General features: G+C 65.6%; 7 protein-coding genes. 2 read left to right on the top strand and 5 right to left on the bottom strand.

Annotated elements, in window-relative coordinates:
- The 5 genes from AC1D00_RS15610 to AC1D00_RS15590 form a co-directional block, all read right to left on the bottom strand.
- A partial coding sequence (locus tag AC1D00_RS15610) for a DUF4167 domain-containing protein (RefSeq protein WP_477011288.1) occupies positions 1-670 on the bottom strand: 670 nt, incomplete at its 3' end.
- Positions 671-1132: 462 nt separating this feature from the next.
- On the bottom strand, positions 1133-2026 hold the full coding sequence (gene prmC, locus AC1D00_RS15605; RefSeq protein ID WP_477011287.1) for a peptide chain release factor N(5)-glutamine methyltransferase: 894 nt from the start codon (positions 2024-2026) through the stop codon (positions 1133-1135).
- A complete protein-coding gene (gene prfA / locus AC1D00_RS15600; RefSeq protein ID WP_135174921.1) occupies positions 2023-3108 on the bottom strand; it encodes a peptide chain release factor 1 in 1086 nt (361 codons plus the stop codon). Before prfA ends, prmC begins: the two co-directional genes overlap by 4 nt.
- A 57-nt stretch (positions 3109-3165) precedes the next feature.
- Entirely contained in the window at positions 3166-5433 is a 2268-nt protein-coding gene (gene ptsP, locus AC1D00_RS15595) for a phosphoenolpyruvate--protein phosphotransferase (protein WP_477011286.1), read from the bottom strand.
- Between the two features lie 287 nt (positions 5434-5720).
- The gene (locus AC1D00_RS15590; RefSeq protein WP_135174919.1) at positions 5721-6977 is read right to left on the bottom strand and encodes an aspartate kinase; all 1257 of its coding nucleotides are present in this window, start codon (positions 6975-6977) and stop codon (positions 5721-5723) included.
- Between the two features lie 163 nt (positions 6978-7140).
- Between AC1D00_RS15590 and AC1D00_RS15585 the strand changes: the two genes are divergently transcribed.
- Entirely contained in the window at positions 7141-7608 is a 468-nt protein-coding gene (locus AC1D00_RS15585) for a PH domain-containing protein (RefSeq protein ID WP_135174918.1), read from the top strand.
- 14 nt (positions 7609-7622) lie between these two features.
- Positions 7623-8396 (top strand): bifunctional 2-polyprenyl-6-hydroxyphenol methylase/3-demethylubiquinol 3-O-methyltransferase UbiG, encoded by a 774-nt coding sequence (gene ubiG, locus AC1D00_RS15580; protein WP_167770837.1) that lies wholly within the window; start codon positions 7623-7625, stop codon positions 8394-8396.
- The last annotated feature ends 97 nt before the right edge of the window (positions 8397-8493 follow it).

Raw genomic sequence — 8493 nt, 5'->3', positions numbered from 1 at the left:
CCTCGAAGCCGCCCTGACCGCCAACATTCACTTGCGGCTGCGCGCCGGTGATGAAGGAGGGTAGACGATCGACGCTGCCGGCATCGGCGATGACGGGCTGCGGCTGGTTCGGCGGCATTGGCTGCGGCTGATATTGCGGCGGCTGCGGACGATGGTCGCGTTCGCGGTGCTCGCGCGGCTGCTGGTTGTCGCGCTGGTACGACGGCTGGTTGTCGCGCTGCTGGTGATCACGCTGCTGATGATCGCGCTGGCCGTCGCGGTCGCGCATGAATGGCTGCTGCTGTTGCGGCTGCGGGACGAAGCCCGGCTCCTGGCCGAAATTCGAGAAATTCTCGCCGTCGTCTTCGCCGTCGTCGCTATTGCTGCTGATGGGCTCGTCGCCGCGCGGCTGCTGGTTCTGGCGGAACTGCTCCTGGGCGGCCGCGATCAGCCGGAAATAATGCTCGGCGTGCTGGTAGTAGTTCTCGGCTGCAACGGGATCGCCCGAGGAGCGCGCGTCGCGCGCGAGCTGGAGATACTTTTCAGCGATATGCGAAGCCGTGCCGCGGATCTTGATATCGGGTCCGTTGGACTCGTAGACCCGGGTCATCGGGTTCTGGCCGCGCCGGTTGTTGTTATTGTTGTTGTTGTTGCGGTTGCGCATCCGCTGCTTGTTCTGACCGTTTCTCATGTCCTGCCTTTAATTCCAGCCCTAAAGGTTGCACGCATTACTGATTGCTAGGAGTGACCTGATGACAGCGGTTCACATCGCTCGCGTCGCTCGCGCGCGAGAAGCGGCTTGAACCCTGCCAATGTTCGTCGACCGTCGCGTTCAACAAAGACGCGTTCCCCACCCGCCAGCATTCATCGCCAGCGAACCCATTCATTTTGCCTGCCAAAACAAGCCCTGGTTTCTTGCGTTAGTCTTCGCGCGCAATATCAGGCTTTCGTTCACTTTGCGGTCGGAAAGCTGCGCACCTCAATGGGCCATCGCGCTTACAGGACCTGCGGCTTGGAACCTAAAATCAGTGAAGCTCTCGCTCGAGAGCCCGGCTTTCGCCCGTAGGTGTACGGGGCCGACACCGATGTGTTGAGTGGAAGGTAGTCGGTCCCAAGGGATATTCCAAGAGGTTTTTGCAGGCCAATCCGGCTTTTATGGGGGCATTTTTCGGGCCGAAACGGCCCGCGGGATACCCGCCAAATCGGCCCTGGCCGGCCTGTCCACCACTAACGCCGCTGCCGTCATCAGGGTTTCAATATTTCGGGCCTGGCCCTGTCCGGCCTCGACGATCAGCGCTCCGCCGGGCGCGAGACGCTCGGCCGCCTGCGGGATCAGGGCGCGGTAGGCGTCATATCCGTCATTGCCGCCGTCGAGCGCCAGGTGCGGATCGTGCTCGCGCACCTCGACACTCAATTTCGGAATTTCGGCGGAGGGGATATAGGGTGGATTCGACACGATGAGGTCGAACGGACCACGAAGCGCCGCCAGATAGGAGCAGGCGACGAAGGCGGAGCGGTCGGCAAGGCCGAGGGCTGCGGCATTGCCCCTGGCGGTCTCGAGCGCGTTCGGGCTGAGATCGGTGCCGACGCCGAAGGCGCCGGGAATATCGTGCAACAGCGCCAGCAGGATCGCGCCGGATCCGGTGCCGATGTCGGCGATGCGTGGCTGGTGGATTGCCTTCTGCTCGCGGAAAAGTTCGAGCGCACGCTCGACCACCGTTTCGGTGTCGGGGCGTGGGACCAGGGTTGCTTCCGACAGGCGGAACGGCAGGCCCCAGAATTCGCGCGTGCCGAGAATGCGCGCCACCGGCTCGCCCGCGATCCGGCGTTGCGCATGCTGCGCGAGCCGCGAGGCCTCCGCGTCCGTGAGGAGCCGGGCGGCCTGTGTCATCAGGCCGGTGAGATCGAGGCCGAGCGCAGCGCCAAGCAGGATGCGGGCGTCGAGCTCGGCCTCGTCGAGCTGCGCCGATCGCAGTTGCGCCGCCAGTGCGCGCCGTGCGCTCTCGACCGATTGTCCGGTGAAGCGGTCGCTCACGCGGGGCGTCACGCCGCCGCGCCTTGCGCGGCGAGCTGTGCAGCCTGGTGCTCGGTGGTCAGCGCGTCGGTCAATTCGCCGAGCGCTTCCCCCGCGATCACCTGCGGCAGCTTGTAGAGCGTCAGATTGATGCGGTGGTCGGTGACGCGCCCTTGCGGGAAATTATAGGTGCGGATGCGCTCGCTGCGGTCGCCGGAGCCGACCTTTTCCTTGCGCTCGGCCGAGCGCGCCGCATCGACGCGTTGCCGCTCGGCGTCGTAGATGCGCGAGCGCAGGATGTTCATGGCCGAGGCGCGGTTCTTGTGCTGCGAGCGGCTGTCCTGCATCATCACCACGATGCCGGTCGGGATGTGGGTGATGCGGATCGCCGATTCGGTCTTGTTGACGTGCTGGCCGCCGGCGCCCTGCGCGCGCATGGTCTCGATGCGCAGATCGTCGTTCTTGATCTCGACGTCGACATCCTCGACCTCGGGCAGCACCGCGACGGTGGCGGCCGAGGTGTGGATGCGCCCTTGCGTCTCGGTGTCGGGCACCCGCTGCACGCGGTGCACGCCGGATTCGAACTTCAGCTTCGAGAACGCGCCGCGGCCCTGCACCTCCGCGATGATTTCCTTGTAGCCACCGACGGTGCCTTCGCTCGCCGAGATGACCTCGACCTTCCAGCCCTGCAGGCTCGCGAAGCGCTCGTACATCCGGAACAGGTCGCCGGCGAACAGCGAGGCCTCGTCGCCGCCGGTGCCGGCGCGGATTTCCAGCACCACGTTGCGGTCGTCCATGGCGTCCTTGGGCAGCAGCGCGACGCGGATCTTCTGGACGAGATCCTCGATCCTTGGAGCCAGCTCGTCGCGCTCGGCTTCCGCCATGCCGCGCATCTCCGCATCCGTCGCGGGATCGGCGATCAGCGCCTCGGTGTCGGCGAGTTCTTTAACCGCGGACCGGTAAGTCTTGACCGCCTCGATCAGCGGTGTGATCTCGGCGAGCTCGCGCGTGATCTGCACGTAGCGCTCGGAGGCGAGCTGTCCGAGCGATTCGGCCTCGAGCGAAGCGTGATGCGCGAGCAGGACGTCCAGTTTGGCTTCAGGGAGTGACGACATCGGGTAAGTCTCAAATGGCGGAAGGCGGCGAGGCGGCGGACGCGGGCGACAGGCCCGCTACAAGGCCAGGCCTTCGGCCTCGGCAAATTCCGTCAGCTTCTGCCGGATCGAGACGCTGCCGCATGGCGCGTCCAGCAACGGGCCGAGCATCGCCTCGGCTTTCTTGGCATCGAGATCGATCACCATCGCCTTGACCGGGCCGAGCGCGGTCGCCGACAGCGACAGCGAGCGATAGCCCATCGCGATCAGCGCCAGCGCGCCGATCGGCTTGGAGGCCATCTCGCCGCAGAGCGACAGCGACTTCTGCGCCGCATGGGACTTGCGGGCAATGTCGCGGAGCGCGCGCAGGATCGGCGCCGACATGGTGTCGAAGCGCTCGGAGACCTTGGCATTGCCGCGGTCGACCGCGAACAGGAACTGGAACAGATCGTTGGAGCCGACCGAGATGAAATCGACCTTCTTCAGCAGCTCGTCGAGCTGATACAGCAGCGCCGGCACCTCGACCATGGTGCCGATGTCGATGCGTTCGGGCAGCGTGTGGCCATGCTGGCGCAGATAGGTGAGCTCGCGCTCGACCAGCGCCTTCGCCGAATCGAACTCGGCGACCTCCGAGATCATCGGGAACATGATGCGCAGCGCGCGGCCGCCGCCGGCGCGCAGCAGCGCGCGGATCTGGCCGCGCAGCAGGCCGGGGCGGTCGAGCCCGAGCCGGATCGCGCGCCAGCCGAGCGCCGGATTTTCCTCGATCACCGCTTCCATATAGGGCAGCGCCTTGTCGCCGCCGATGTCGAGCGTGCGGAAGGTGACGGGCTTGGGGCCCGCCGCATCCAGCACGGTGCGATAGAGCGCGAGCTGGTCGCTGGTGCGCGGCAGGCTCTGGCCGACCATGAATTGCAGCTCGGTGCGGAACAGGCCGATGCCGGCGCTGCCGGTGTCCTCGATATGCGGCAGGTCGATGGCGAGACCTGCGTTGATCATCAGCTCGACCTTCTGGCCGTCCTTGGTGACGCAGGGCCGGTCGCGCAGCGCGAGGTACTGCGCCTGGCGGCGGGCGCGGAAGCGCACGCGCTCGGCGAAGGCCGCCTCGATCTCCTGCGAGGGGCGCACATAGATCGAGCCCGACGTGCCGTCGACGATGATGGCATCGCCGGGATCGGCGATTCCGGGCGCGTTCGGCACCTCGCCGACCGCAGGGATTCCGAGCGCGCGCGCCACGATCGAGACGTGCGAGTTGGCGGTGCCTTCCTCCAACACGATGCCGCGCAGGCGCTTGCGGTCGTAGTCGAGCAGCGCCGCCGGGCCCATCGCGCGGGCGATGACGATGGCGTTGTCGGGCAATTGTTCGCGTGACGGCGCGTGGTCCTGGCCGACCAGCTGCCGCATCAGGCGGTAGCCGAGGTCCTCGAGATCGTGCAGCCGGTCGCGCAAATAGGGATCGGTCGAGCGCAGCATGCGCGCGCGGGTGTCGGACTGCACGCGCTCGACGGCGGCTTCCGCCGTGAGGCCGGTCGCGACCGCCTCGTGCAGCTTGTGCGACCAGCCCTGGTCGTTGGCGAACATGCGGTAGGCTTCCAGCACCTCGCGGTGCTCGCCGCCCTCGGCGACGTCGCCGCGCTCCAGCATGCGGTCGAGATCGGCGCGCAGCTTGGCGAGCGCGGTGTCGAGCCGCTTGATTTCCTTCGGCAGGTCCTCGGCGATGTAGTCCTTGATGACGACGCGCGGCTCGTGCAGCACGACATGGCCGAGCGCGATGCCTTCCGACAGGATCGCGCCGACCTTCTGCGCCGAATGGCGGGCGGCAGGTTCTAGGCCCGGCTGGGCCAGCGCCGACAGCTCGCCGGAGGCGATCAGCTCGGCCAGCACCATCGCGGTGGTCTGCAGCGCCTCGAGCTCTTCCTCGACATAATTGCGCTTGGCGCGGTTCTGCACCACCAGCACGCCGAGCGTGTTGCCGGCGCGCAGGATCGGCACGCCGAGGAAGGAGTGGTAGATTTCTTCGCCTGTCTCGGGGCGGAACGAGAAGGCCGGATGGCTCTGAGCATCGCTGAGGTTGAGCGGCGTCGCCTCGCTGGCGACGAGACCGACCAGGCCCTCATGGGCGCTGAGCACGGTGTGATGCACAGCCTCACGGTTGAGACCTTCGGTGGCGTAGAGCTCGAGCGTGTTGTCGACGCGCAGCACATAGACCGAGCACACCTCGGCCACCATGTTGGCGGCGATCAGCACCACGATCTTGTCCAGCCGCTCCTGGGCCGAGACCTGCTCCGCCATGGTTTCGCGGAGCCGTCTCAACAAGACGCGGGGACCTCCCGACGCGCTCCGCATGTACTCTCAGTCTCCTCCGTCAGCCGGGCCCGAAAGGGGCCCCGGCGGCTCGCCCGAAAATCCAGAAAAACAACGAATTTGCTCATCCGGCGCCGGCCCGGGTCCAAATCTTCTTCAGATTTGGCGCCTGAACCGAATCAGCACCGCCTCAACTGGGGCACAGTATGTGGCAGCCCACCCTGTTCGCCGTATAGCGAATTGGGGCTTGTTTTGCCAAGCAAAACGCCTGCCAGACGCGAAGGTGTGTACACCTTCGCGTTTGCTGCGACCGCTAAGAGAAAATTAGCCTAAGCCTGATCGAGGCCGTAGAGCGTGTGCAGGGTCCGCACCGCAAGCTCGGTATAGGCGGTATCGATCAGAACCGAGAATTTGATCTCGGAGGTTGTGATGGCCCGGATGTTGATATTCCGTCCGGCGAGGGCCGAGAACGCCTGGGCGGCGACGCCGGCATGGCTGCGCATGCCGCTGCCGATTACCGATATCTTGGCGACGTCGGTGGCGGTATCGAGCCGGGCATAGCCGATCTTGCCCTTGGCGGCGGTAATCGTGTCCCTGGCGCGGGTGTAGTCGGCGGCCGGCACCGTGAAGGTGAGGTCGGTGGTCTTGCCGTCCTCGGAGACGCCCTGCACGATCATGTCGACATTGATGTTGGCATCCGCCAGCGGGCCGAAGATCGACGCGGCGACGCCCGGCTTGTCCTCGATCTGGCGCACCGAAATCTGGGCCTCGTCCTTCGAAAAGGCGATGCCGGTGACGACGTGGCTTTCCATGATCTCCTCCTCGCTGCAGATCAGCGTGCCGGGCGGCTGGTTGGCATGCGGGTCGATATCCTCGGGCTTGTCGAAGCTCGAGCGGACGAAGATCGGCATGTTGTGGACCATGCCGAGTTCCACCGAGCGAACCTGGAGCACTTTCGCGCCCTGCGAGGCCAGTTCCAGCATGTCTTCGAACGCGATCTTGTCGAGCCTCTTGGCCTTCGGCACGATTCGCGGGTCRGTGGTGTAGACGCCGTCGACGTCGGTGTAGATGTCGCAGCGGTCGGCCTTGACGGCGGCGGCGATCGCCACCGCCGAGGTGTCGGAGCCGCCACGGCCGAGCGTGGTGATCCGGTTCGTCTCGGGGTTGATGCCCTGGAAGCCGGCGATGACCGCGACTTCCTTGCGATCCCTGAAGCGCTTGATGATCTCGCCGCCGTCGATGTCCTCGATCCGGGCCGAGGCATGGGCGTCGCTGGTCTTGATCGGGATCTGCCAGCCCTGCCAGGAGCGGGCCTGGATACCCATGCTCTGGAGCACGATGGCGAGGAGGCCGGACGTCACCTGTTCGCCGGAGGCGACGACGGCGTCGTATTCGCGCGCATCGTGCATCGGCGAGGCCTCGGTGCACCAGGCCACCAGCTCGTTGGTTTTGCCCGACATCGCCGAGACGACCACGGCCACTTCGTGGCCGGCGTCGACCTCACGCTTCACATGGCGTGCGACGTTGCGGATGCGTTCGATGTTGGCGACGGATGTGCCGCCGAATTTCATCACGAGGCGGCTCATGACGACGCGTGCATTCCCTCATAAGGATCAGTATGGTGACCCGCACTGGACGGGCCTCGCGGACACCGACCGCGCGTATACATAGCGGCGGGGCCGGGGGCAAGCGGGTTCCTGCGGGGGCAGGCTCGAGGTCTGGCTTGGGGGTAATGGGTTAACCGGGATCATGGCGCGCTATATCGACGAGATTCTTCAGCCCGGCGAGAAGGTGCTGTATTCGACCAATGCGCACTGGATCTTCTATTTTCCGGCCATCGTGGCCTGGATCCTGGCCCTGGCGCTGTTCGTCCTGTCCCGGCAAACCATCGTCGAAGGGCTCGTCCTGCTCTGCCTTGTCGGCTCCGGCCTCGTGGCTTTGGCGGCCCTCTATTGGACCGTGAAGGGCTGGTTCCATCGCTTCACCACCGAGACCGACGTCACCAACCTCAGGGTTGTGCACAAGACCGGCTTCATCAAGCGCCGCACGTTCGAGATGGCGCTGGACAAGGTCGAGAGCGTCGACGTCGATCAGACGATTCTTGGACGAATTCTCAACTACGGCGACGTGACCATTCGCGGTGTCGGCGAGGGGATCGAGACGATCAGGACCATCGCCTCGCCGCTCGCCTTCCGTAGTTCGATCACCACGCGGTAGGACCGCGCGTAACCATGAGCATGCAGCAAAATACTTCCGCAACCGCAAGCGCCCCAACGGGCTCGACCGTCGACGCCGCCGAGATCGCGAAATTCTCAAAACTCTCGGCGGAGTGGTGGGACCCCAAGGGCAAGATGGCGCCGCTGCACCGGATCAACCCGCTGCGGCTCGGCTACATCCGCGACGCCGCCTGCCGCAAGTTCGAGCGCAACGTGCGCAGCCTCAACTGTCTCGGCGGCCTGCGCGTGCTCGACATCGGCTGTGGCGCCGGCCTGCTCTGTGAGCCGCTGTCACGGCTAGGGGCGCAGGTCATCGGCGTCGATCCCTCGCAGAGCAATATTGCGGCTGCAAAACTGCATGCCGACAAGAGCCATCTCGCGATCGACTACCGCTGCACCACGGTGGAGGAGATCGACCCGCGCGAGCGCTTCGACATCGTGCTGGCGATGGAGGTGGTCGAGCACGTCGTCGATGTCGGCGTTTTCCTCAAGCGCTGCGCCGCGATGCTGAAGCCGAACGGGCTGATGGTGGTCTCGACGCTGAACCGGAACTGGAAGAGCTTTGCGCTCGCCATCGTCGGCGCCGAATACGTCCTGCGCTGGCTGCCGCGCGGCACCCACGAATGGAACAAGTTCGTCACCCCGGACGAGCTGACGAAATACCTGCTCGACAACCGCCTCGTCATCACCGAGCAGACCGGCGTCGTCTACAGCCCCTTCGCCGACAAATGGACCCTCTCCTCCGACATGGACGTGAACTACATGGTGGTGGCGGAAGGGATGGTGTGAGGGCTGCCAGTTGCGGCTGAGGCGTTCGTAAGGGGCTCGCTCCAGCAACACCAGAGGTGTCGTCCCGGCGAAGGCCGGGACCCATACCCCCAGGGAG

The organism is Bradyrhizobium sp. P2_E8, from assembly GCF_056403875.1.
Note: the sequence above shows the minus strand (reverse complement) of the source record. Positions and strands in the feature narration are given on the sequence as shown.

Bases quoted from the DNA above. Each gene is read 5' to 3' on its own strand.
- prfA (WP_135174921.1), bottom strand. From the start codon at position 3,108: ATGTCGTCACTCCCTGAAGCCAAACTGGACGTCCTGCTCGCGCATCAC.
- ptsP (WP_477011286.1), bottom strand. From the start codon at position 5,433: ATGCGGAGCGCGTCGGGAGGTCCCCGCGTCTTGTTGAGACGGCTCCGC.
- AC1D00_RS15585 (WP_135174918.1), top strand. From the start codon at position 7,141: ATGGCGCGCTATATCGACGAGATTCTTCAGCCCGGCGAGAAGGTGCTG.
- ubiG (WP_167770837.1), top strand. From the start codon at position 7,623: ATGAGCATGCAGCAAAATACTTCCGCAACCGCAAGCGCCCCAACGGGC.